Annotated in this window: 19 protein-coding genes; 14 read left to right on the top strand and 5 right to left on the bottom strand. The window is 36.4% G+C overall.

The annotated features are described in order from the left end of the window. Nucleotides 1–27: 27 nt before the first annotated feature. From lepB to CWS31_RS12300, 6 genes are all read left to right on the top strand, one after another. Nucleotides 28–960: a signal peptidase I gene (lepB, locus tag CWS31_RS12325; protein ID WP_101343590.1), complete on the top strand. Its 933-nt coding sequence runs from the start codon at nucleotides 28–30 to the stop codon at nucleotides 958–960. A 93-nt stretch (nucleotides 961–1,053) separates the two neighbouring features. Continuing rightward, nucleotides 1,054–1,860, top strand: a complete 807-nt coding sequence (rnc, locus tag CWS31_RS12320) for a ribonuclease III (protein WP_106426976.1) — start codon at nucleotides 1,054–1,056, stop codon at nucleotides 1,858–1,860. Nucleotides 1,861–1,863: 3 nt separating this feature from the next. Further along, nucleotides 1,864–2,781 (top strand): GTPase Era, encoded by a 918-nt coding sequence (gene era, locus CWS31_RS12315; protein WP_101343592.1) that lies wholly within the window; start codon nucleotides 1,864–1,866, stop codon nucleotides 2,779–2,781. 32 nt (nucleotides 2,782–2,813) lie between these two features. Further along, on the top strand, nucleotides 2,814–3,563 hold the full coding sequence (gene recO / locus CWS31_RS12310) for a DNA repair protein RecO (RefSeq protein ID WP_101343593.1): 750 nt from the start codon (nucleotides 2,814–2,816) through the stop codon (nucleotides 3,561–3,563). 136 nt (nucleotides 3,564–3,699) lie between these two features. Then, nucleotides 3,700–4,431 carry a pyridoxine 5'-phosphate synthase gene (gene pdxJ / locus CWS31_RS12305; RefSeq protein WP_101343594.1) on the top strand — a complete coding sequence of 244 codons (732 nt, stop codon included), beginning with the start codon at nucleotides 3,700–3,702 and terminating at the stop codon, nucleotides 4,429–4,431. A gap of 195 nt (nucleotides 4,432–4,626) precedes the next feature. Continuing rightward, nucleotides 4,627–4,875 carry a hypothetical protein gene (locus CWS31_RS12300; RefSeq protein ID WP_101343595.1) on the top strand — a complete coding sequence of 83 codons (249 nt, stop codon included), beginning with the start codon at nucleotides 4,627–4,629 and terminating at the stop codon, nucleotides 4,873–4,875. A 139-nt stretch (nucleotides 4,876–5,014) separates the two neighbouring features. On the opposite strand, the gene barA is transcribed toward CWS31_RS12300, so the two are convergent. Next, nucleotides 5,015–7,885: a two-component sensor histidine kinase BarA gene (barA, locus tag CWS31_RS12295; protein WP_101343596.1), complete on the bottom strand. Its 2,871-nt coding sequence runs from the start codon at nucleotides 7,883–7,885 to the stop codon at nucleotides 5,015–5,017. Between the two features lie 220 nt (nucleotides 7,886–8,105). Here barA and rlmD point away from each other — a divergent pair, with 220 nt between their 5' ends. The 5 genes from rlmD to CWS31_RS12270 all read left to right on the top strand — a co-directional run bounded on the left by rlmD (nucleotide 8,106) and on the right by CWS31_RS12270 (nucleotide 13,829). Further along, entirely contained in the window at nucleotides 8,106–9,584 is a 1,479-nt protein-coding gene (gene rlmD, locus CWS31_RS12290) for a 23S rRNA (uracil(1939)-C(5))-methyltransferase RlmD (protein WP_101343597.1), read from the top strand. A 44-nt stretch (nucleotides 9,585–9,628) separates the two neighbouring features. Next, entirely contained in the window at nucleotides 9,629–11,863 is a 2,235-nt protein-coding gene (relA, locus tag CWS31_RS12285; RefSeq protein WP_101343598.1) for a GTP diphosphokinase, read from the top strand. Between the two features lie 120 nt (nucleotides 11,864–11,983). Beyond that, nucleotides 11,984–12,805, top strand: coding sequence for a nucleoside triphosphate pyrophosphohydrolase (gene mazG / locus CWS31_RS12280; RefSeq protein WP_101343599.1), 822 nt, complete (start codon nucleotides 11,984–11,986; stop codon nucleotides 12,803–12,805). Between the two features lie 8 nt (nucleotides 12,806–12,813). Further along, nucleotides 12,814–13,416, top strand: a complete 603-nt coding sequence (locus CWS31_RS12275; protein ID WP_101343600.1) for an RNA methyltransferase — start codon at nucleotides 12,814–12,816, stop codon at nucleotides 13,414–13,416. Between the two features lie 53 nt (nucleotides 13,417–13,469). Further along, nucleotides 13,470–13,829, top strand: a complete 360-nt coding sequence (locus tag CWS31_RS12270) for a YbaN family protein (protein WP_101343601.1) — start codon at nucleotides 13,470–13,472, stop codon at nucleotides 13,827–13,829. A 26-nt stretch (nucleotides 13,830–13,855) separates the two neighbouring features. On the opposite strand, the gene CWS31_RS12265 is transcribed toward CWS31_RS12270, so the two are convergent. After that, nucleotides 13,856–14,452, bottom strand: coding sequence for a DUF4202 domain-containing protein (locus CWS31_RS12265; protein WP_101343602.1), 597 nt, complete (start codon nucleotides 14,450–14,452; stop codon nucleotides 13,856–13,858). 85 nt (nucleotides 14,453–14,537) lie between these two features. Beyond that, entirely contained in the window at nucleotides 14,538–15,884 is a 1,347-nt protein-coding gene (locus CWS31_RS12260; RefSeq protein ID WP_101343603.1) for an NAD(P)/FAD-dependent oxidoreductase, read from the bottom strand. Between the two features lie 458 nt (nucleotides 15,885–16,342). Between CWS31_RS12260 and CWS31_RS12255 the strand changes: the two genes are divergently transcribed. The 3 genes from CWS31_RS12255 (at nucleotide 16,343) to CWS31_RS12245 (ending at nucleotide 20,869) form a co-directional block, all read left to right on the top strand. Continuing rightward, the gene (locus CWS31_RS12255) at nucleotides 16,343–17,974 is read left to right on the top strand and encodes a CTP synthase (RefSeq protein WP_101343604.1); all 1,632 of its coding nucleotides are present in this window, start codon (nucleotides 16,343–16,345) and stop codon (nucleotides 17,972–17,974) included. A 116-nt stretch (nucleotides 17,975–18,090) separates the two neighbouring features. Continuing rightward, nucleotides 18,091–19,389: a phosphopyruvate hydratase gene (eno, locus tag CWS31_RS12250; RefSeq protein WP_101343605.1), complete on the top strand. Its 1,299-nt coding sequence runs from the start codon at nucleotides 18,091–18,093 to the stop codon at nucleotides 19,387–19,389. A gap of 256 nt (nucleotides 19,390–19,645) precedes the next feature. Next, entirely contained in the window at nucleotides 19,646–20,869 is a 1,224-nt protein-coding gene (locus CWS31_RS12245) for an EAL and HDOD domain-containing protein (RefSeq protein ID WP_101343606.1), read from the top strand. Between the two features lie 100 nt (nucleotides 20,870–20,969). Here CWS31_RS12245 and CWS31_RS12240 read toward each other — a convergent pair whose 3' ends face one another. Further along, a complete protein-coding gene (locus CWS31_RS12240; protein ID WP_211355830.1) occupies nucleotides 20,970–21,971 on the bottom strand; it encodes an HAD family hydrolase in 1,002 nt (333 codons plus the stop codon). A 480-nt stretch (nucleotides 21,972–22,451) separates the two neighbouring features. Then, on the bottom strand, nucleotides 22,452–23,327 hold the full coding sequence (locus CWS31_RS12235; protein ID WP_101343608.1) for an alpha/beta fold hydrolase: 876 nt from the start codon (nucleotides 23,325–23,327) through the stop codon (nucleotides 22,452–22,454). Nucleotides 23,328–23,530 lie beyond the last annotated feature (203 nt).

Here is a 23,530-nt window from a genome sequence, read left to right as displayed (position 1 = left end):
TTTAAATTAGTAATAGTTAGGAATAATATGGCAGTTTATTTTTCGATTATCTTAGTGGTAATCACTGTGTTAACAGGGATAGTATGGTTTGCTAATAAATTTTATTTAGCGCCACAGCGTCAATTAAAAGCTGATGAAGCTCAAGCTGCAGCCAAAGAATTACATGCAGCAGAAATTACACCTGAAGCCTTAGCGACATTAACCGAGCCGTCGCCATTAGTTGATACCGCAATACAAATATTCCCCGTTATTGCTTTTGTTTTAATTTTACGCTCTTTTTTATATGAACCATTTCAAATACCGTCAGGCTCAATGATGCCAACCTTACTTGATGGTGATTTCATTCTTGTTAATAAATTCAATTACGGTTTAAAAGATCCCGTTGCACGAATAAAGTTCATTGAAAATGGCTTACCAGAGCGTGGTGATATTGCGGTATTTAAATACCCAGAAGATCCTCGAATTGATTACATAAAACGTGTTATCGGTTTACCAGGAGATCGCATTATTTACCGTAATAAATCGTTATATATTAAACCAGCATGTTTAGATTCTGATGAAACTTGTCCTGATTTTGAGCAAGTGCCACAAAAACTATTAGGTGACTATGACGGCCCTGATGCGAAATATGGTATGAAAGAATTTGAATCTCAAATGATGAACAAAACGCATCATGTGTTAAATGATAGCCATATTCCATCGCGTACCTCTATGTACTTCCAACAGGCGGGCACTGCAGCCGATGAGTTTTTAGTACCTGCTAATCATTATTTTGTAATGGGTGACAACAGAGATAATTCAGCCGATGGTCGTTTTTGGGGCTTTGTGCCTGAAGAAAATCTAGTAGGAGAAGCGGTTGCTATTTGGATGAGCTTTGATTTTGATCGTAGCGAAGATAGCTTTTTACCGCAGTGGGTTCCAACTGGCATACGTTTTTCACGTATTGGAGCAATTCATTAAAATGGTTGTTTTTAAAAGCATGCCTGGTAACCCTTATTTTAGAAAATTTTATAGTAAGTCTTTTAGTATGGTAAATAGTGATCTATCGTGAAAATTAATCCGCATAATTTAGCAAGATTAACCAAGAAGTTGGGTTATGACTTTAATGATCCTACATTGTTAGTGCAAGCACTTACTCACCGTAGTGCCAAGGGCGAACATAACGAAAGACTTGAATTCTTAGGGGATTCAATTTTAGGTTTTGTTATTGCTGAAGCACTTTATGATAAATTTCCAAAACATGATGAGGGTGACTTAACCCGTATGCGATCTAGTTTAGTTAAAGGTGTTACTTTAGCTAAAGTGGCGCGTGATTTTGAGTTAGGTGAATGTTTAATTCTCGGACCAGGTGAATTGAAAAGTGGTGGGCATCGCCGTGAATCAATTTTAGAAGATGCTATTGAAGCCATTATTGGTGCGGTATATTTAGATTCGTGCATTGATCGTTGTAAAGAGCTTATTTTGAGTTGGTTCGAGCAACGTTTAAAAGCAATTAAGCCAGGAAATGAGCAAAAAGATCCTAAAACGCGATTACAAGAATACTTACAAGGTAGAAAAATAGAACTGCCTAGTTATGAAGTTATTGATACTAGTGGACAGTCTCACAACCAAGAATTTACTGTTCGTTGTCAAACATCTATTATCAAAGATGTTGTTATTGCTAAAGGTACTAGTCGTCGTAAAGCAGAGCAAGAAGCCGCAATGCAAATACTTGCTTTAATTGAGCAAGAAAAAGCGGGGAAAGTTAAAGCCGCTAAGTTTTCTAAATCAACCAAACCTGCGATTTCGAAGAAACTGAAGTTAACAAAACCTGCACAAAGTAAAACTAATTCAAGTAAAAAAACCAGCACGAGAAATTAAATTATGCACACCGATACCTCAGATACCTATGCTGGCTTAATCGCTATTGTTGGTCGCCCAAATGTTGGCAAATCAACATTATTAAATGCCTTGTTAGGGCAAAAAATTAGTATTACGTCTAAAAAACCGCAAACGACTCGTCATCGTATCCTCGGTATATTAACTGAAGAAAACAGACAAGCCATTTTAGTTGATACTCCAGGTTTACATACCGAAGAAAAGCGCGCCATTAACCGTTTAATGAATCGCGCCGCCAGTAGTTCAATTGCCGAAGTTGAATTAATTATGTTTTTGGTTGAAGGTACTAACTGGACACAAGATGACGAGTTAGTGTTGAGCAAAGTTAAACAAAGCGGCATGCCGTGTATATTAGTAGTAAATAAAACCGATAATATTGCAGATAAAGACGACTTATTACCTCACCTACAAAAGTTAGGTGCAATGCATGACTTTAGAGATATAGTGCCTATTTGTGCAACTAAAGGACAAGGCGTAGATACTATTCGTCAATTATGTTTATCGTCGCTACCTGAAGGTGGCTTTTGGTTCCCTGAAGATCACATTACTGATCGCTCTAGTCGTTTCATGGCCTCAGAAATCATTCGTGAAAAATTAATTCGTTTTACTGGTGATGAATTACCTTATTCTATTACTGTAGAAATAGAGCAGTTTAAGATGGATGAGAAAGGCATTATTCATATTAATGCACTGGTTTTAGTTGAGCGAGAAAGCCAAAAACGTATGGTTATTGGTAATCGAGGTGAACGTTTAAAAACAATCGGGCAGGAAGCTCGACGCGATATGGAAAACTTATTTGAAAGTAAAGTCTTTCTCGAAACTTGGGTTAAAGTCAAATCAGGTTGGGCAGATGACGAACGTGCATTACGTAGCTTAGGTTACGGTGATGATTACTCAGGTTAACTAAATTAGTAACCATCATTGGCAAATAATAAATGATTGAACAAAACGCATTTATTTTACATCGACGTCCTTATCGTGAAAATCAGCTATTGGTTGATTTATTAACAGAGGACGAAGGCAAAGTAACCGCTTTAGTGTATGTAGGGCAGTCGAAGCGCTCTATTAAAAAAGGCTTAATTCAGCCTTTCTTACCGCTGAGAGTAAGTATTAAAGGTGAGGGGACTTTTAAACAAATAACGCAAGTAGACTCGACAGCTAAATCATTTTCGTTAATAAAACATAGCTTGTTTAGCGCATTTTATATTAACGAATTGATGATACGTTTACTTACCGAGCACATCGCCTGTACCGATTTATTTATTCAGTATCGAAATACTTTAACAGCGTTAGCGCAAGGCAAAGAAATAGCGTCACAATTACGATTTTTTGAATTAGCTCTATTAGAAGAGTTAGGCTTGTCATTTGACTTTTCGCCAGTATTTGAATTCGAAGCAAATTACTTTCACTATATAACTGAGCAAGGGTTTGTCCCTGTTTATGAAGCTCTACCCAAAAATAGCCAGCAATGTTTTGCTCAAGCTCATTTACAAGTTATTGCACAACGACAACCTATTAACCAAAGCTCTGTATTGTTAAACGGTTTATCAGAGCAAGAGCCCGAAACTTATCAATTCACTAATGAAGTGAATCATACTTTTAAGTTACTTATGCGACAGGTTATTAACCAATTATTAGGTAATAAGCCGTTAAATAGTCGTAAGTTATTTACTCAAAAGGCATAACCACATACTGCGCTAAGTCAATGATGACAGTAAGACGACAGTAAAAAGTTAGGCTTAACAACTTTAGCAAGTAAGTATTTTATAAAGACCGAATTAAACGACAAGTACAACAAAAAATCAAAGAAGAGATTTCAATATGACTGAATTATTATTAGGTGTAAATGTTGACCATATAGCCACATTAAGACAAGCGCGTGGTACCACTTATCCTGATCCTGTTCATGCGGCAAGTGTTGCTGAACATGCCGGCGCTGATGGCATTACCGTACATTTACGAGAAGACCGACGCCATATTCAAGACCGTGATATATATATATTAAAACAAACCTTACAAACGCGCATGAACTTTGAAATGGCAGTTACCGATGAAATGGTCGCTATTGCCTGTGATGTTAAACCTGTATTTTGTTGTTTAGTACCAGAAAAACGCGAAGAGCTTACCACTGAAGGTGGTTTAGACGTTGTTGCTCAATTTGACAAGGTAGCCAAGGCGACTGAAAAACTTAGTACGGCGGGTATTGCCGTGAGTTTATTTATTGATGCAGACAAAGCGCAAATTGATGCGGCATTCGCCACTAAAGCACCTTATATAGAGATTCATACCGGCCACTATGCAGACTTAACTTGTGAAGTAGCGCAACAAGTAGAGTTAGAGCGATTAACTGTTGGTATTAAATACGCGCACAGTTTAGGTTTAAAAGTTAATGCTGGGCATGGTTTGAATTACTTCAACGTAAAGCCTATTGCGGCAATTAAAGAAATTATTGAACTAAATATTGGTCACGCAATTATTGCCCGTGCAGTGATTGACGGTTTAGATACCGCTGTGCGAGATATGAAAAAATTGATGTTAGAAGCAAGAGCCTAGGTTCAGCAAAGGCTCGGTTGTTGCTTCTGACTTCACAGTAGTAGTTAGAAATATAGAGTGAATTTTGAATCATTACTTAAATTATTATTTAGTAATAGAGTAAAAAACCATCATTTTCACTTTATTTGTTTTTATTTTAGTCTACACTTGATTTTAGTAGGGTGGAATGGACTCATTAGAGACAAGCGAGAGTAAATGATGCAAGCACAAATGAAACCCATGTTAGAGCGTAGAAAGGAAACTCCTGAGCAATCAGCGTGGTGGAATAAGTTATCGTTAGCACAGAAATTTTCCGCGAGTAGCCTTGGAAAATTTGGCTATGAATTAACGTTTGTTCGTAAAGATGAAAATGATCGCTTGGCTGTACTACAATGTAGTGGCGGTGTAGCGGTTATTACCGAAGATGGGGAAATAAATACATCCCCTGATATTGTACTTCGTTAAAATAAAACTACCGAAGCAATTTATTTATTCAATCATCTAAGCAATACGAACCATAATGGTGAGTATTGCTTAATAGTCTGTTTTTTAATAAATATCCTTTTATTCAATTATTATCCCTACGTATAACAATCACATCAGGTTACTTACCATTTATTTCTTGCAAAGCACTGGGGGCGGCAAGTAGTAGCTGTTCAATATGTTCAAAAAACTCAAGAAACTCTGGTTCAAGTTCATCAAGACTCAGACCTATTTTTAATTGTGTTTCTAGGTGATTAGTGATCTTAGCTAAGTTTGGAGTACCTGTATAACAGCAAGCGCCATTAAGCTTATGCACCAGACGTTTAATTAGAGCTATATCATGTGTGTTAATGGCTTCCCGGATACCTTGCTCAGTTGCGGGTAAACTTTCAATCAAGCCTAAGAACATTTCTTTGGCTAGGTCTGTTTTATTGGCGCTGCGATTTAATGCTAAGGGCCAATCAAAGACCTGCGATGAATCATTCAAAGCGAGGTTCTCTTCATTCACAATGATTTCAGTTGATGAATTATTGAGATGATTAAAATCACAATATTCATAAATTATATGACGTAACATAGTCTCATCAATAGGCTTAGTCATGTAAGCATTGAAACCTTGTTGCTGCATCTTCTCTCTTTCACCATTTAATGCATGCGCCGTAACAGCAATAATTGGTGTATTCATATTAGAGGGTATTTGTTTTATTTTCTTCAGTGCGCTAATGCCATCTAATATAGGCATTTGAATATCCATAAAAATTAATGCGAAGCTTTCAGTTTCACAACGTTCGAGAGCAATCAAGCCATTTTCAGCGGTAACAACTTCTTCTACTTGCTCTAATAACAAAGCATTAATCAATTTTAGGTTAGCTTCATTATCGTCAACAGCTAATACTTTTATAGGGAGTCGTTTGCCTTGAGGTGAGCTTAAGGTCAGTCTTTGTGGCTCATTAATAGCTGAAGCTTGAAATACTCTACTTAAATTATTAGCAGTCAGTGGTTTACTTAAGCAGCTAGTAGCACCAATAGCTACAAGGGCGTCATGTAAATTAGGCGAGTTACTATTTAAAGCTAAATATATATTATTAGAAATTGGTTTTAACTGGGTAATCGTTTTTTTCAGCTCACTAAGTGCGGTAGCAGTTTGATTATGACCAATAAGTGCATAATCAAAGCTTTGTTGTGTTTGGCTCGCGCGGGATAATACCTGCGATAATTGGTGCTGATTTATAACCGAGGTAACTTGCATACGCCAATGTTTGAGTATGTGTTTAATTGCTTCTCTGCCGTGTGCACTTTCTTCGTAATAAAGTATTGTTTTATCGGCTAAATGTTGGTTGTTTAACTCCCATAACAATGGCGTTGAATTAACTTCACATTGAAAAGTAAACCAAAAGCTAGAGCCATGATTTTTTTCACTGGTGAAGCCAATATCACCTTTCATCTCTTGCGCTAGTCGTTGACAAATAACCAAACCTAATCCAGTGCCACCATATAAGCGGGTAATACTTTGATCTGCTTGGGTAAAGGCATCAAAAATAGTTTTTTGTTGCTCTGCCGTCATACCAATACCAGTGTCTTCAACTATCACTTTGAATTTGATACTTTTCTGATTGACTGCTTCACTTGATATATCAACAGCAACAGTACCTTGTGGTGTGAACTTTATAGCGTTACTGATTAAATTAGTGATTATTTGCTTAATTCGCATGGTGTCGCCGATCAAAGAGTCAGGCACCTCTTCTGGCAAATTAATTGATAATTCAATATTCTTTTTATGTGCAGAAGGCGCTAATAATTTTAAGGTTTCTTCAATTGATTCCCTAAAAGAGAAAGGTATATTTTCGATAACCATTCTTCCTGCATCTAACTTAGAAAAATCAAGAATATCGTTAATAATGGTTAATAAGTTATTGGCTGAGCGATCAATTGTTTGTAAATAATCACGTTGATTCTCGGTGAGTGGTGTTTTTAGTACTTGTCGAGTAAAGCCAATTACACCGTTAAGTGGGGTACGTAATTCATGACTCATATTAGCTAAAAATTCAGACTTCACTCTGTTGGCTTCTTGTGCTTTACGTTTGGCTAAGCTTAATTCAACGTTTTGAATTTCAAATTGCTCTAAGCTTTCGCGTAAATCGATAGTTGCCTGATCGATACTCGCACTCATCTCATTTTGATAACCATCAAGAGACTGTGCCATTGCATTGATGCCATTTTTGAGGAAATTAAGTTCACCAAGTAACTGCCCACTCACTCTACTTTCCAGTTTTCCTTCTCTAATTCGCTCTATTGCGAGAACCATAGAGTTAATAGGTTTAGTTACTTTCGTGATTAGTCTAAGTGCAAAAATTCCGCTAAGCAATGTACCTAATAAAGCAAAAGCAAAAGCAATTAAATACTGGCTTTGTTGTTTAAACTTCAATTGATTTTTGTCTACCTGCATAGCTATATAACCAATAATGTTAGGTTTTTCATCATTTGTGGTGTTGGTAAATTTCAGATTGTCATTGCTAACAAAATTAGAAGTGTTTTTGCTGATTGGACTTTGAATGTGAGTATTGTGAACCTTGTTATATTCATCAATAATAGGTGCTCTGAAAATAATGTAATCCGCTATATTCTCAATAGTAGTGTGCTCTGGTGGCGGAGTGTCTGAATTTAATCTCATCAAATTAATGTCACCATGATAAGAGCTAGTAACAAATACTTGATTATCATCAGTAAAAACAACAATACTTTTCACTATGCTTGACTGATTACGATGCGTAAAACTAATTAGTTGACGCAATTTGTCACGGTTTTGGTTGAGTAAAGGATCTTTACTGGCAATGGCAATGGGCTCAATAATACTTTGAGCACGTTGCTCAAGAAAGTCATTAAGTTCAACAGAGCGACTATACGAAAAATAACTCGCTAAACTAAAACCTATAAGTGTAGTTGGTACAATAGTGAGTATGATAACCCAGTCTTTTAAGCTGATCTTTTGCATGTTTTTGTTGAACTTTTATGATGAATTTAAGGTAAAATACTTACTTATGTTTTTAGCTAATTTTCTATAAGAGAATTAATTCTATTATTAACTTTATAATTAAGAATTAAACTTAACATAAATACTCTCATATACATTGTTAAATTTACAGTTTAGCTAGCGATGAGGTATATAAATATAGAGGCTATTAATAACAATCATTGTTAGTTTTAAGGTCATCATGGCAAACTTTTTTAAACCTGTAGTTAAATCCCAAAAAATCAATGAACAATTAACCGTTCATATTGATAAACTTGATATTAATGGTGTGGGCGTGGCTCGTTGGCAGGGTAAACCTATTTTTATTGCTGGCGCCTTACCTAATGAGGTGGCTGAGGTAAAAGTAATTGAGCAAAAAAGTAAATATGCTCGTGCAAAAATTATCGCCATCAACAAACAAAATGAGCACCGAGTTACTCCAAAGTGCCAGCATTTCGGGCAATGTGGCGGTTGTGATTTACAAATGCTGGCATTATCAGCACAGCTTACCTTTAAGCAACAAAAAGTTACCGAGCTTTTTGTTCGCAGCTTAACGGCAGAAGATGGGATCGTAAAAAAGCGACCTAACGCCAAGCTAACTACGCAAAAAACAGCCATCAAAACAAAAAAAATAGATTTACCTTGGCAGGCACCTATTCAAAGTGAGCCATGGCATTACCGCCGTAAAGCACGAATTGGTGTACAATTTGATAAAAATGATCTGCCAATTATTGGCTTTAGGCAGAAATCAACTAATCAGTTAACAGTTATTAAATCATGTCCTGTTTTAGTTGAGCCCGTGAATAACATTTTTCCAATACTTAAACAGTTATTAGCACAACTTACAGTTAAGGCTGCTATTGGCCATATTGAAGTGATTCATGCCGATATTACACATGTTGAATTAGAGAACAATACAGCACCTAGTGTATCCCAAGACGATAATTCACTTGTCGGTGAGTCAATAGTACTTGTTGTTCGCCAACTTAAAGTGATGAATGCAATTGATACACAACTTTGGCAACAGTTTGCAAAAAAACATGCGTGGCATGTCATTATCGATAATGGCGCAGAGCAGCAAGCACTCGAACATTCGAAACAAAATGTAGCACCTAAACTTTCCTATACATTAGACGACGGTAACCAAATTTATTTTGCCAGTAGTGATTTTATTCAAATTAATTATCAAGTAAATAATGCCATGATAAGCCAAGCACTTGCTTGGATGAATCTTGGTGAAAACGACAAAGTGTTGGATCTGTTTTGTGGTTTGGGTAATTTCAGTTTAGCTATCGCTAAAAAATCTAAACAGGTTGTTGGTGTTGAAGGTGTGCAAGTGATGGTAGACAAAGCCATACATAACGCACAGGTCAATGGATTAAATAATTGTCAGTTTTATCAGGCCGACTTAAACAGTGAATGGCTAACTGCATCATGGGCAACGGCACAGGTTTTTGATAAAGTATTACTTGACCCTGCAAGAGCAGGAGCTGAACAAGCCGTTAAGCAAATAGCGACGTTAAAAATACCGAGCGTTTTATATGTAAGTTGTGACCCTGCAACTTTAGCTAGAGATAGCGCAATACTGGTAGCACAAGGCTATAAAATTGAAAAAATATCACTAATGGATATGTTTTCACAAACAAAGCATGTTGAGACTATGGTATTGTTTACACAATAGTATTTCAGTTATTAAGATAATTTTTTAAGGATAAAGGCCTACTCATGGTGTCTGTGCGTAAATCACATAAAATAACAGAGCAAAGCTTTGAACAATGGCTAAGTAACTTAGCTTTGAGTGAGAATAAAGCAGATGCTTTATCGGCTGCATGGTTGAAAGTATCAGACTGTTATCAAAAAGAAATTAACGCCAAAGATAAGTCGGCTTTATTACTTAAAAAAAGTATGGAAATGGTAGAAATTTTAAGCGGTTTAAATCTTGATGCTGACTCGCTAGTTTCTGCCTTTATCGCTCCTTTAATCGACAATGAAATTATCACTATTAGTTTTGTTAAAGAACATTTTTCGAAAGATATTCTTTTGTTGTGCAAAGGTGTTGAGCAGATGGCGGCAATCAAAGCATTGCGTCAAGGAGGTAACCAATCATCAAACCAGTCAAGCGATCAAGAACCACAAAATATTGATAATGTGCGCCGTATGTTACTTGCTATGGTTGATGATGTTCGCGCGGTTGTTATTAAGCTTGCAGAGCGCTTATGTGATTTACGTGAAAAGAAAAAAAGTGATGAAGAAACGCGTGTTTTAGCAGCTAAAGAAAGTGCAAATATTTATGCTCCACTTGCCAACCGGTTAGGTATTGGTCAATTAAAGTGGGAACTTGAAGACATTTCATTTCGTTATTTGCATCCGCAAGTGTATAAAAAAATTGCCCAATTGTTAGATGAAACTCGCCTTGAACGTGAAGAGTACATGAGCAATTTTGTTGGTCATTTAAGCGATGAATTAAAAGAGCTAGGTATTAATGGCGAAGTGTATGGTCGACCTAAACACATTTATAGTATTTGGAAAAAAATGCAACAGAAGTCTCTTGATTTTGAAGAGCTTTTTGACGTGCGCGCAGTACGTGTTGTGGTTGAAAGAGTGCAAGATTGTTATTCTGCGTTAGGTGTTGTTCATACGCAATGGCAACACATTGCAAAAGAATTTTCAGATTATGTTGCTACCCCTAAATCTAATGGCTATCAATCTATTCATACGGTGGTTTTAGGTCCTAATGGTAAGTCTGTTGAAGTACAAATTAGAACCAAACAAATGGACGATGATGCCGAACTTGGTGTTGCCGCGCATTGGCGTTACAAGGAAGGTAATGCGCAGGGTAAAAGCAACAGCTTTGATGACAAAATTGGTTGGTTAAGAAAAATTCTACAATGGCAAGATGACGTAGCTGAAAGCGGTGAAATTCTTGATGAATTACGCAGCCAGGTGTTTGAAGACCGAATTTATGTATTCACCCCAGGTGGTGATGTTATTGACTTACCTATGGGCTCAACGCCGTTAGACTTTGCGTATTATATTCATTCGAATGTAGGGCATTGTTGTATTGGTGCGAAAGTATTTGGCAAAATTGTGCCTTTTACTCATAAATTACATACGGGTGATCAAGTAGAAATACTTACCAGTAAGAAACCAAACCCTAGTCGAGATTGGTTAAACCCTAACTTAAGTTATATATATTCTTCACGTGCGCGCGCCAAAGTTCAGCACTTTTTCAAGTTACTCGACCGAGATAAATATATTGTTCAAGGTAAAGAGTTATTTGATCATGAAATTGTAAAGTACCCTTTAGATAACATTGATTTATTAACGGCTGCTAAGCACTTTAATATGAAAACAGTCGATGATCTTTATGCGGGTATTGGTACTAATAACGTAAGATTACAGCATGTAATCAATTACTTTACTCAACTCGATAGCAAGTTTAAGCCTGAGCCTGAAATAGATCCGCAAAGTTTAGTTAAACAAAGCTCTGCCAGTAAAGCATCAACACCAGATGATAACGGTATTACTGTATCGGGTGTGGGTAACTTACTTACTCACATGGCTAAATGTTGCCAACCTGTACCGGGCGACACTATAACCGGATTTATTACTCAAGGTCGCGGAATTTCTGTACATAGGGAAGATTGCGAACAAGTTCATAACTTACTTAACATGCACCCTGAGCGCTTAGTAGAAGTGCAATGGGGCAATAAGCATAATCAAAGTTATGAAGCCTCGGTGCAAATAATTTGTAGTGACAGACAAGGCTTGTTACGTGATATTTCTACCATTATTTCGAATGAAAGAATGAGTATTGTCGGTATGGAAAGTAATACTGACCATGCGAAGCAAACCGTTATCATGAACGTTAAAGTGGAAGTAGAAAGCAGTGAGCTATTAAAGCGCGTTTTAGAAAAGTTAAATCAGTTAGATGATGTTATGAAAGTCAGACGACTGTAAGCTAACTTGCCTTTATCTGCTTATAAAACATTACAATAGCGCTAATAAATTTCTATAAAGTGTTATCGAAGCAATAGCTAAGTATTAGCTTAAGAATTACTAAAGAAGAAATAAATAACCATGTTAAATGAACAAGCATCAATAGAAAAACTACGTTGGATTATGGCGCAATTGCGCGATCCTGCAACTGGCTGTCCGTGGGATCTCAAACAAGATTTTACCACTATAACCAGTCACACCATAGAAGAAGCTTATGAAGTCGTTGATGCTATTGAACAAGGTGATTTTGTTGAGCTTGAGAAAGAGCTAGGCGATTTACTATTCCAAGTGATTTTTTACAGCCAGTTAGGACAAGAGCAAAAACTGTTTAATTTTGACAGTGTTATTGCTGCTGTTTGTGAAAAGCTTATTCGTCGTCATCCACACGTTTTTGGTGATGCTAGTTTAACTACAGACGCCGAAATAAAAGCTAATTGGGAAAATGAAAAAGCGCAGGAGAGACAGCAAAGAACCAATACTGATAATTTAAGTATTTTAGCCGATATTCCAAAAAACTTGCCAGCGTTATCACAAGCAGCCAAAATTCAAAAACGTTGCTCTCATGTTGGTTTTGATTGGGATAATAAGTACGACGTATTTGCTAAAATTGAAGAAGAAGTACAAGAAGTTAAAGATGAACTTTATGCTGAAACGCTCGATAAAAAAGCTTTAGGTGAAGAGTTAGGTGATTTAATGTTTGCCGTAGTTAACTTATGTCGACATGCCAAAGAAGATCCTGAAACCTTGCTTCGACAAGCTAATCAAAAATTTACTAAACGTTTTTATGGCGTTGAAGAACAAGTTAATAAATCAGGAAAAAGCTTTACTGAACATCACTTGAGTGAGTTAGAAGGTTATTGGCAACAAGTTAAAATTAACGAAAAAAAGTTAAGTAAGAGTTAAGTAGAATTATGAGTACGCTAACCCAAGCAGTAAACAAACAAAAGCTAGCGAATGTGACTATCGCGCTAACCAACCCCAAAACGCCAACTAATGTCGGCGCAGTCATGCGCGCAGCAGGTTGTTATCAAGCAGACCAAATTATATATAATGGCAACCGTTTTGCTAAAGCGGCGCAATATCATAAAAATATATTACAAACTGATACTTTTAACATGGCGGAAAAAATTCCGTTAATGCAGGTAGAAAGCTTTCTTAATCTGAAAGAGTCGTTAGATAATATTCCAGCAACCACTAAAATTATTTGTGTCGATTTAGTGGAAGGTGCAACCCCGTTACCGCATTTTGTTCATCCAGAAGAAGCGGTTTATATTTTTGGCCCAGAAGATAGCTCGATTAAACAAGATGTGATTGATATAGCCGATGACGTTGTTTATGTGCCAACCATAGGCTGTATGAACTTAGCGGCAACAGTTAATGTATTACTCTATGATAGATTGGCCAAATCAGTGATTGCGCAAGAAAACTCAACTAGCGCGGATAATGACCTTATTCGTAAAAGTCGTGATACCAACAATACCTCGATATTTAACAAGTGGAAGCAAGAGATATAAAACAGGCTAAAGGCTTTTACTGTATTTCGAGGTTAATTTAGCGTGGTTCGTTAATGTTATTACTAAAAATAATAGGATTATTGTTTGTCGGTTTAGGACTTTTAGGGGTAGTGTTGCCTATTCTACCAACCACGCCATTTTTATTAGTTGCGGCGGCATGTTTTGCTAAATCCTCACCAAGGCTACAGCGTAAACTACTAGCCAATAAAACCTTTGGGCCAATGATTCGTGATTGGCAAGAATCGCGCAGTATTTCACTTAAATCAAAAAGAATAGCCTTATTAACTATGGTGTTGTCGATTTGTTGGTCGGCTTACCTGTTAAAAAGCGTAATATTAACTGCGCTGGTATTTGCGTTAATGATAGGTCCGTTTATCTTCGTGGCACGTTTACCGTTAAGTAAAGATACTTAGCGGTAAACGTGTAGATAGCGCCTTAATTAAGCTAAAGCTTTACCTACAAGAGCTGCTAAATGATCTGGTAAGGTTAAACTCAAGGCAATATCATGAGCTTTGTCTGACATTTTCCCCCAAGTTAATTGCACAATTCGGATAATTTTAGCTTCGTTATCTTGCTCAGTATATTGCGCAGCAAAGTCATTAAAGTAATGCATTAAAAATACTAAACAAGCGACATCTTCTAGTGTTTGTGTATCAGGGTTTGATTTTAAGTTTTCTTTTCGTAAAATCGAAGCGCACTTTTCTGACTCTTCATTACTGTAACCTTGCTCAAGCATAATACTTGCGGTTAATTCAGCATGAAACTTACCTTGGGCAATACGCCATTGGTAATATCCTGCTTTACCTTCAGCAAACTCAGTACGCTTTAACTGCCAGCGTTTAATGTGTTGTGCGCGAACGGCAATTTGTAATAACTCATTTGCGTCAGGCCAGTATTGCGTTAAACAATCAGTCATCTGTTGACCGTAAAGCAATTCTTTGGCTTGGCTTTCGCCGTTTACGGTAACCGTATTAGGATCTTGACTGTTTATCTCGTCAATAGCCGCTAAAGTATTGTTTAGTTTTTCTAAAGTCATGTAATTCAACCTCTATATTCTGATAATAAGTATTAAAAATCAGTTAAAAAATAGTCTTTGGTAAATTGTTCCAGTTACAAACAATTTAATGTAATTTTAAACGTGGTCGAATAACTTTATTAATACGACCTGATATAGCAATTAAAACCATTTTAAAAAAACCAAACAGTGCTAATTGGTGCATGCGATATAAACTAACATACATTATTCGGGCAAGCCTACCTTCGATCATCATAGAGCCCTTAGATAGCCCACCCATCAAACTACCTACGGTTGAGTAATGACTTAAACTAACAAGTGAGCCGTAGTCTTTATATTTAAAAGATTTTAGTGAATCACTTGAGGGCTGGTTGGTGTTCATTATCTGAGTTAAGTTTTTAAACGCTAAACTTGCCATTTGATGCGCTGCTTGTGCCGTTGGTGGTACCATGCGTTGACGACTATTGGTCGGAATTATCTCATTAGGCTCTAACGGCAAGCTAGCACAATCACCAATGGCAAAAATATGTTCATCAGTTAAGGTTTGTAATGTAGGTTTAACTAATAATTGATTTACTCTATTGGTTTCTAAGCCGCCAATATTACTCATAAAATCAGGTGCCTTTACACCTGCAGCCCAAACCATCATATTACTGGCAATTAACTCGCCATCATCTTTTACAAAACCATCAGCTTGGCCTTTAACAACGCGAGTGTTTGTTAAAACACTGACACCAAGGGCAGATAGTTCAAAATTTGCATTTGCACTAATTCTTTCTGGTAGAGCTGGTAAAATTCTAGGTCCAGCTTCAATTAAGTTAACTTTTAAATGCACATCAGTTAAACGGCTTAAACCATAAACTTTTAAAACCTCTACCGCATGAAAAAGCTCAGCACTTAACTCTACACCAGTAGCTCCGGCGCCAACAATTGAGATGGTAAGTGATGCATCAGGCTCTGTTTTTAAGGTTTCATCAAGGGTTAAAAGCGATTCAAGCAACTCTTTATGAAAACGCATCGCTTGTGATGGTTTATCTAAGAAAATACAGTTTTCGCTAATACCTTCCACATTAAAGTCATTAGTAATACTGCCTAATGCAAAAACCACATAATCGTATGGTACGTAACGGGTTTTAAGTACAACTTCGTTATCACTGTTAATTAATGGTGCTAATTCTACTTGTTGAGTATCACGGTCAATATTAATGACTTTACCTAATTGAAAGTCAAAACCGCAGTTATGTGCTTGGGCACGATAACTTACCGCATCTACACCATCGTCAAGCGCACCGGTTGCTACTTCGTGTAATAAAGGCTTCCATAAATGCGTGTCATTTTGATCAATCAAGGTAACTTGTACTTGGTCGCGCAATTTTTTATTGCTTCTTTTTTTACCTAATTTACTTGCTAACTCAAGACCACCAGCACCACCACCAATGATTACAATGTGCATACCTTGACTCCAATAAGTTAATGAAAGGTAATAATAACATAAGTTATTACATCTAAGGAGCTGTTGATTCTGCAGAGTTAATATATATTTAATTTCACTTGGATTTAATCGCAGAGGAGCTTTCAAAACGCAGTAATACGGGTAATTAAGGCTGTGGTAACATTTTGCTTATCCAGAACTCAGGTTAGTCAGTTGATATGCAAATAATTAAGAAAATTATTCTTTGTTGTTCACGGCTATTTTAAGTATAATACTTTCCCGTCTTGCTTAGTTGGCTAAAGTCCTTTTTTAACCAATTATTTTTAATCAATAAATAACTACAAAACTACTCAAAATTACTGGTTAACGAAAGTAATCTTTGTCAGTAGCAGTACAACTTTAATTAAAAAGTATTTGTTAAAGGCTAAAGTTATTAGCTCTTATAAGCACAAAATTCTGTTTTTTTACATCGGTGAAATATGACAACTAGATATATTTTTGTTACTGGCGGTGTTGTATCGTCTCTTGGTAAAGGTATTGCCGCTGCATCCTTAGCTGCAATTCTTGAAGCACGTGGTTTAAAAGTAACCATGCTAAAACTTGATCCGTATATTAACGTTGATCCTGGTACCATGAGCCCAATACAACATGGTGAAGTTTTTGTTACCGAAGACGGCGCAGAAACAGATCTTGATTTAGGTCATTATGAGCGTTTTATTCGCACCAAGATGACTAAACGTAATAACTTTACCTCAGGTCGAATTTACCAAGATATTCTAGCGCGTGAGCGTAAAGGTGAATTTTTAGGCGCAACCATTCAAGTTATTCCTCATATCACTAATGATATCAAACGTCGTGTTGTTGAAGGCGCTGAAGGTTATGATATTGCTATGGTTGAAATTGGCGGTACGGTTGGTGATATGGAATCACAGCCTTTCCTTGAAGCTATTCGTCAATTAGCGCTTGAAGTAGGCCGAGATCGCGCTATGTTTATGCACCTTACCTTAGTGCCATATCTAGCTGCTGCCGGCGAAATAAAAACTAAGCCAACACAGCATTCTGTAAAAGATTTACGCTCTATTGGTATTTTACCAGACATTTTAGTATGTCGTTCAGACCGTGTTATTCCTAATTCAGAGCGTGCGAAAATAGCTTTATTCACTAACGTGGAAGAAAAAGCTGTTGTTTCAATGCGTGATGTTGACAGTATTTACAAAATTCCAGCCATGTTAAAAGCACAAGGTACGGATGAAATTGTTGCTAAACGTTTTGGTTTAGATTTACCTGAAGCAGATTTATCTGAATGGGAAGAAGTGCTTTATCATGAAGCTAACCCTAAAGGTGAAATCACTGTCGGTATGGTTGGTAAATACATTGAATTACCAGACGCATACAAATCAGTTAACGAAGCATTAAAGCATGCGGGCTTGAAAAAACAAGTAACCGTTAATATAAAGTATATAGACTCACAAGATGTTGAAGTTAAAGGTGTAGGTATATTAGCTGAGCTTGATGCTATATTAGTTCCTGGTGGCTTCGGTGAGCGTGGCGTTGAAGGTAAAATTTTAACTGCGCAATACGCGCGTGAAAATAAAGTGCCTTATTTAGGTATTTGTTTAGGTATGCAAGTTGCGTTAATAGAATTTGCCCGTAATGTTGCAGGTTTAGCTGGCGCACACAGTACTGAATTTAATAAAGATACAGAATATCCAGTAGTTGGCTTAATCAACGAATGGTTAGATGAAGAAGGCCAGGTTGAGTACCGTAGTGAAAAATCAGACCTAGGCGGTACCATGCGTTTAGGTTCACAATTGTGTCATTTAGTAAAAGATACCAAAGTTTGTGAAATATACGGTAGTGAGACCATCTATGAAAGACACCGTCATCGTTATGAAGTAAATAACAAGTACCGTGAACAATTAAGCCAAGCTGGTTTAATATTCTCAGGGCTATCAACCGATAAAAGTTTAGTTGAAGTAATTGAAATTGCCGACCACCCGTGGTTTGTTGCGGGCCAATTCCACCCAGAGTTTAATTCTACTCCGCGTGATGGTCATTTGTTATTCGAAAGCTTTGTGGCAACAAGTTTTGCCTTACAACAAGGTAAGTAGTAATACACTATAAAAACGGAGTGAGAGCTTCGTTTTTGGTTTTAAGTTTTATATTTAAGCAAATTAACTTTATAGCTCAGCACGTCGCTTGAGCGTCATAAATAATAGGAATAGTAATGTCAAATATTAGTAAGATTATTGCACGTGAAATCATGGATTCTCGTGGTAACCCAACTGTTGAAGCGGAAGTTCATCTTGCTGACGGTTCTATTGGTTTAGCTGCTGCCCCATCTGGTGCATCTACAGGTTCACGTGAAGCTTTAGAATTACGTGACGGTGACAAAGCTCGTTATTTAGGTAAAGGTGTTCTTAAAGCTGTTGCAGCTATTAATGGTCCAATTGCTGAAGCACTAAACGGTAAAGACTCATTAGCACAAGCTGAAATTGACCAAATCATGATCGACTTAGACGGCACTGAAAACAAAGCTAAATTTGGCGCTAATGCTATCTTAGCTGTTTCTTTAGCAAATGCTAAAGCTGCTGCAATTTCTAAAAAAACACCTTTATACGCTCACATTGCTGACTTAAATGGTACTTCAGGTGTTTATTCTATGCCTCTTCCAATGATGAACATCATCAACGGCGGTGAGCATGCTGATAACTCGGTAGATATCCAAGAATTCATGATCCAACCTGTTGGCGCTCCTAACTTCCGTGAAGGTTTACGTATGGGTGCTGAAGTATTCCATAGCCTTGCTAAAGTACTTAAAGCTGACGGTCACTCAACTGCAGTTGGTGATGAAGGTGGTTTCGCGCCTAACCTTGAGTCTAACGAAGCTGCTCTTGCTGCAATCGAAAAAGCTGTTGCAAACGCAGGTTATGAACTAGGTAAAGACATCACATTAGCGATGGACTGTGCAGCATCTGAGTTTTACGACAAAGAAGCAAACATCTATGACCTTAAAGGTGAAGGTAAAAAATTCACTTCAGAAGAGTTTAACTACTTCTTACAAGATCTTACTAACAAATACCCAATCGTTTCTATCGAAGATGGTCTTGACGAGTCTGACTGGGATGGTTTTGCACACCAAACTAAACTAATGGGTGACAAAATCCAATTAGTTGGTGATGATTTATTCGTTACAAACACTAAAATCCTTAAGCGTGGTATCGACAACGGTATTGCTAACTCAATCTTAATCAAGTTTAACCAAATCGGTTCTTTAACTGAAACGTTAGCGGCTATTAAAATGGCTAAAGACGCTGGTTTCACAGTTGTTATTTCTCATCGTTCAGGCGAAACTGAAGATGCAACAATTGCTGATCTAGCTGTTGGTACAGCTGCTGGTCAAATCAAAACGGGTTCTTTAAGCCGTTCTGACCGTGTTGCTAAGTACAACCAACTTCTACGTATCGAAGAAGCTCTAGGTGACAAAGCACCGTACAACGGTCTTAAAGAAGTTAAAGGTCAGTAATTCTTTAATTAGAAACTGATTTTTAAACCTTAAGATCATAAATCCTCACCTTTATTAAAAAGGGTGGGGATTTTTTTTGCTTATTGTTTAGTGAAGAACATTTAGGCTATTTGAAGGTGATTGATTCATTATTTCAATTAGTATTAATAATAAGTAATAAGCCCATTAAATACGTGCACATTAATTAGAACAAAATTTCCTCTTTAATTTAATTTTTAACTATAGTTATTACTTGTTTGCCTTAAAGAGAATATATATGAAGGATGTTACCAAAGTTCAATTTGTTGCAAGACAAGCGATTTTGGATCGTAATGAAAATGTATTTGCTTATGAATTATTATATCGAAACTCAAGTGCAAATTATTTCCCTACAGAAGTAAGTGATGAAATCGCCACCGCTCGGTTATTTTTTGATAGCTTGTTATTTTATGGAATAGAGAATTTAGCAGGTAATAAGAAGTTATTTATTAACTTATCAACAAGTGCCATTCTTTCAGAATTACCTAAATTGATCATGCCAGATGATGTTGTTCTGGAAATTATTGAAAGAACTCAGCAACTTGATGAGGTGCTTCCTGCTGTAGAGCAGTTAATACAAAGTAATTATGTATTTGCTTTAGATGATTACGATGGTGATAAAAAATGGAATAAATTACTTCAGAAAGTTCAGTATATTAAAATTGAAGCTGATAAAAACATTGAAACTACCCTTGTGCGAATTAAATCACTCAAAAGTGAATTCCCTGAAAAACTGCTTATTGTAGAACGGATAGAAGATTATGATTCGTTTAATTTAATCAAAGAAGCAGGAGCCGATCTTTTTCAAGGGTACTATTTTTCTAAACCTCAGTTACTTAATTATAAAAATGCTAATCCATCGCAAATGACAATTTTAGGGTTACTAAAATTGATACTGCAGACGCCTTTTGATTTTCACTTATTAATCAAAAAAATAGAAAAAGATGCTGCTTTAGTTGCTAGGTTGTTAAGGCTTGCTAACCTAAGGTGTAAGACATCTAAACGAGAAATCAGTTCTATTTCTCAGGCTGCAATTTATCTTGGTGAGGATACTTTAAAGCAGTTTTTAACTGTATTAGCGCTTGGTGATTTAGCGGAAAATAAGCCGTCAGAATTATTAAAAATAGGCTTGATTAGAGCGAAGTTTATCGAATTATTATTAGCTAAAGATAAGGAGTTAAGTGATAAAGGATATTTATTAGGTTTGGTTTCCATATTTAATTCGTTAATAGATGTTGAGCTACCATTTATTTTTAAAGAATTATCATTAAGTAATGATTTACAAGATGCTTTAGGAAGTTACTCAGGAAAAGTAGGTGAATGTTATGAACTGTGTTTAAAAATAGAGGCTAGTAATTTTATTGGAATAAAGGAAAGTCAAAAAAAATTAAAAGTAGAGGAAGATTTTGTTATGCATTGTTACGCTGGCGCACTGACTTTTGCTGATGAGTTTATTATTTAAATATATTTAAACTATACAAAAAAGAAAAGACGACTATATTTATTCAGTCGTCTTTTTTAGTAAATTATTAACTGAGTAGTATCATATCGAAAAGCATATATTATTTAGCGGTAGGGTAAATAACTTTCCACTCATTTTTCATATTAACTAGTGTCCAACCTTGTTTAGGTGCTTCATCTAAGCCTAGGTCGAGTTTACCAATTTTTGAATCTCGATCGTATGCCCATTCACGCACTGCGTCAGTATGATGGACTAGTAGACCAAAACGAAGGCTTTTGTCATCAGGTCCACGACTAATAGTAGTGTATTCAAGCATTGCTAAATCACCGTCAGAATTACCTGCAGCGAAAATTGGCCGACGACCGATATGACGATAAATACCAATTGGTTTGCCCGCTTTGTCATCAACAAATAGTAACTTCGGCTCTCTTAATATGGTTGGAATGCCATCAATCAATTTAAACTGTGAGTCAATTTCACTACCAACCACCTGCTCTGGAGGAATACCATAAATTTGTTCGGTAAATACCCGCATAAAATCAACGCCACCACCTGATACAATAAAGGTTTTAAAGTCATTAGCACGTAAGTATTGTAGTAACTCCAACATAGGCTGGTATACCATTGACGTGAATAATTTTCCTGTGGTTGGGTGAGTTGCCGTAGTACTCCAATCATAAACCGATTTTTCAAATTCCTCAGCTGTCATACCTGAATGTGTAGCGCTTACTATTTGCAGTAAACCTTTTTCACCACTTGCCATAACACCTTTCATGTCATCAGCTAACACACTTTTAAAAGGCTCGGTAGTTTTCCACTCAGGGTGTTTGTCGGCCATTAATTTTACCTGATGAAAGGCAAAAGCTAGTTGGAAATAATAAGGTTGTTCGCTCCATAAGGTGCCGTCGTTATCAAAGGTTGCTATGCGCTCTTCTTTGGGTACAAAATCGACTGAGTTTTTATCGGTAATTTTTGTTACAAAAGTTATAATATTGGTTTTTGTCTGGCCATCATTCCATGAAGGAAGTGGGTCGCTGGTTGTCACACACGCTGTCATAGCAAATGCTGACAATATAACAATTAATCGACTAAATAATTGCATTGAACTGATCTCCACTGTTTAATTTTTGCTTAAGTAAAATAGGAATATACAAAGTATTGTAACACTCTCATTCCTACTCTAGATTAGCATGATAATATAATAAGTCGCTATTATTAAAATGACTTCATAATTAAGCAAGCTAATGATAAATATATTAATTAAACAGTTAGTTTTGTTAAGCAGGTTATTAATCAATAATATAAGGGTCTGTTGATCTTTCAAGGTTAAAATTTATTCAATTTAAAACGAATTTAATCGCGGCGCGAGCTTTGTATCATAGTCATTCTATTAAAAAAGCGGGTAACAATGAGTAAATTCGTTTTAAATGAACCCTAAATGGCAGCACTTGTTTGAAAATTATACTAGGTTATCGTATCTTCGAGTAGCCAGCTACACGTCACATACTCTGCCTTGTCTTCTCTTAATACAAAGAAACCCAAACAAGTTGCTGTAAAAGTAATCTCGAAAGATCAACAGACCCTAGTCATTGGGAAAATATTTAATGGCGTTAATAATTAATTTAGCGGTCTCTTCAGGACTTTCTAATGGAAACATGTGTCCGCCTGGGGTTGTTTGCAGCGCTATATTTTTGTTTAACTTGGCAAACTTATGGAACATTTTATGTGGGAATACATCAGTGTTTTCACCGTGTATTAAAACAGCAGGTATAGTTAATTTATTTTTATAACGAGATAAATTTGACGGTAAGTTCCTAAATATTTCCGCTTCAATTTGTGCGTCAAATACTAACTCTAATTGATTATTACGATGACAAATTCCATGTTGGATATAATCAGTTAAACAACGGCTATCAAAGTTTTTAAATAAAGTTCTACGAGCAAAGCTAGCGCTGATTTTTTTTAGGGTGGAGCTTATATCTATATCTGAGCTTATATTTGAGCTAATAGCTGAGTTTATATCTGTAGTTAATGGCCAGTGTGTTCTGCGATTTTTAGCTTTACCTGCGGGGCTAAATTTGTCTATCCATTTAGTTTTTTTTAACATTCCTACCACCATTGCACTAGCGCCACTTAATACTGGAGGATCGAGCATGATCAAGCCTTTAAATAAATCAGGTCGCTGACAACAAGCAATAAAAGAGATAACGCCACCTAATGAATGTCCAAGGCAGATGACTTTACTGTAATCGTTAGACTCAATTTGTTGTGCTTCTACATAAGCAATAAGCTCTTCTACTTGTGCTTGCCAGTTATGATTTACTGGTTTTTTAGGATCGTGACCGTATTTATCTAAGGCAATAACTTTTATATCTGACGGTAGGTAACTGAAAAAAGTTTGATAACAATCCGCAGGAAAACCATTAGCATGTGCAAAATTGATGATGTATTTCGCCATATTGTTTCACAACCAACATAATTATTTATCAGGAACTTAAACTAAACGGGTGTTTTAATTTTGTCAACTAGTAACCCTTGCTAAGCTAGTTATATAAGTTAGTTATCAAGACATTCAATCGAATTTATATAAAATATTCGTGTTCACCAATAACGATTAAAATGGACATGATTAAAGGCTATTGAATAGGGTAAAGCTTATGA

It is taken from the genome of Colwellia echini, from assembly GCF_002843355.2.
Taxonomy (GTDB): Bacteria; Pseudomonadota; Gammaproteobacteria; order Enterobacterales; family Alteromonadaceae; genus Colwellia; species Colwellia echini.
This window is presented reverse-complemented; position numbering and strand designations above follow the sequence as displayed.

Excerpts from the sequence above, each read along its gene's own strand:
- lepB (WP_101343590.1), top strand. The coding sequence starts at position 28 with ATGGCAGTTTATTTTTCGATTATCTTAGTGGTAATCACTGTGTTAACA.
- era (WP_101343592.1), top strand. The coding sequence starts at position 1,864 with ATGCACACCGATACCTCAGATACCTATGCTGGCTTAATCGCTATTGTT.
- recO (WP_101343593.1), top strand. The coding sequence starts at position 2,814 with ATGATTGAACAAAACGCATTTATTTTACATCGACGTCCTTATCGTGAA.
- pdxJ (WP_101343594.1), top strand. The coding sequence starts at position 3,700 with ATGACTGAATTATTATTAGGTGTAAATGTTGACCATATAGCCACATTA.
- CWS31_RS12300 (WP_101343595.1), top strand. The coding sequence starts at position 4,627 with ATGATGCAAGCACAAATGAAACCCATGTTAGAGCGTAGAAAGGAAACT.
- barA (WP_101343596.1), bottom strand. The coding sequence starts at position 7,885 with ATGCAAAAGATCAGCTTAAAAGACTGGGTTATCATACTCACTATTGTA.
- rlmD (WP_101343597.1), top strand. The coding sequence starts at position 8,106 with ATGGCAAACTTTTTTAAACCTGTAGTTAAATCCCAAAAAATCAATGAA.
- relA (WP_101343598.1), top strand. The coding sequence starts at position 9,629 with ATGGTGTCTGTGCGTAAATCACATAAAATAACAGAGCAAAGCTTTGAA.
- mazG (WP_101343599.1), top strand. The coding sequence starts at position 11,984 with ATGTTAAATGAACAAGCATCAATAGAAAAACTACGTTGGATTATGGCG.
- CWS31_RS12275 (WP_101343600.1), top strand. The coding sequence starts at position 12,814 with ATGAGTACGCTAACCCAAGCAGTAAACAAACAAAAGCTAGCGAATGTG.
- CWS31_RS12270 (WP_101343601.1), top strand. The coding sequence starts at position 13,470 with ATGTTATTACTAAAAATAATAGGATTATTGTTTGTCGGTTTAGGACTT.
- CWS31_RS12265 (WP_101343602.1), bottom strand. The coding sequence starts at position 14,452 with ATGACTTTAGAAAAACTAAACAATACTTTAGCGGCTATTGACGAGATA.
- CWS31_RS12260 (WP_101343603.1), bottom strand. The coding sequence starts at position 15,884 with ATGCACATTGTAATCATTGGTGGTGGTGCTGGTGGTCTTGAGTTAGCA.
- CWS31_RS12255 (WP_101343604.1), top strand. The coding sequence starts at position 16,343 with ATGACAACTAGATATATTTTTGTTACTGGCGGTGTTGTATCGTCTCTT.
- eno (WP_101343605.1), top strand. The coding sequence starts at position 18,091 with ATGTCAAATATTAGTAAGATTATTGCACGTGAAATCATGGATTCTCGT.
- CWS31_RS12245 (WP_101343606.1), top strand. The coding sequence starts at position 19,646 with ATGAAGGATGTTACCAAAGTTCAATTTGTTGCAAGACAAGCGATTTTG.
- CWS31_RS12240 (WP_211355830.1), bottom strand. The coding sequence starts at position 21,971 with ATGCAATTATTTAGTCGATTAATTGTTATATTGTCAGCATTTGCTATG.
- CWS31_RS12235 (WP_101343608.1), bottom strand. The coding sequence starts at position 23,327 with ATGGCGAAATACATCATCAATTTTGCACATGCTAATGGTTTTCCTGCG.